Annotated in this window: 1 pseudogene; it reads right to left on the bottom strand. The window is 66.9% G+C overall.

Features of this window, described 5'->3' with window-relative positions:
* Window positions 1-602 (bottom strand): annotated as a pseudogene (locus DPV79_RS42990) (hypothetical protein); the annotation flags it as partial.

Raw genomic sequence — 602 nt, 5'->3', positions numbered from 1 at the left:
CCCGACAGATTCAAGTTCGGCGCAGTGAGGTTGAGGCTGGTGTTGGCATGCACCGTGCTGTTCGGCTGCTGCGTCCACGTCTGGTTCGCGTGGCCCGTCACGTTGTCGCCGCCGATGTCGCCGCCGGTGCCCACCGTCACGTTGTCGCCCGACACCGTCGTGTTGCCCACGCCCGCCATCCCGGTGTTGCCCGCGATGTTCAGGTTCGGTGCGGTGATGTTCGTGCTCGTGTTACCCGCCACCGTGCTGTTCGGCTGCTGCGTCCACGTCTGGTTCGCGTGGCCCGTCACGTTGTCACCGCCGATGTCGCCGCCGGTGCCCACCGTCACGTTGTCGCCCGACACCGTCGTGTTGCCCACGCCAGCCATCCCGGTGTTGCCCGCGATGTTCAGGTTCGGTGCGGTGATGTTCGTGCTCGTGTTACCCGCCACCGTGCTGTTCGGCTGCTGCGTCCACGTCTGGTTCGCGTGGCCCGTCACGTTGTCGCCGCCGATGTCGCCGCCGGTGCCCACCGTCACGTTGTCGCCCGACACCGTCGTGTTGCCCACGCCAGCCATCCCGGTGTTGCCCGCGATGTTCAGGTTCGGTGCGGTGATGTTCGT

It is taken from the genome of Burkholderia reimsis (genome assembly GCF_003294055.1).
Taxonomy (GTDB): Bacteria; Pseudomonadota; Gammaproteobacteria; order Burkholderiales; family Burkholderiaceae; genus Burkholderia; species Burkholderia cepacia.
The sequence above is the reverse complement of the archived record's forward strand: the minus strand, read 5'-3'. Positions and strand labels throughout refer to the sequence as shown.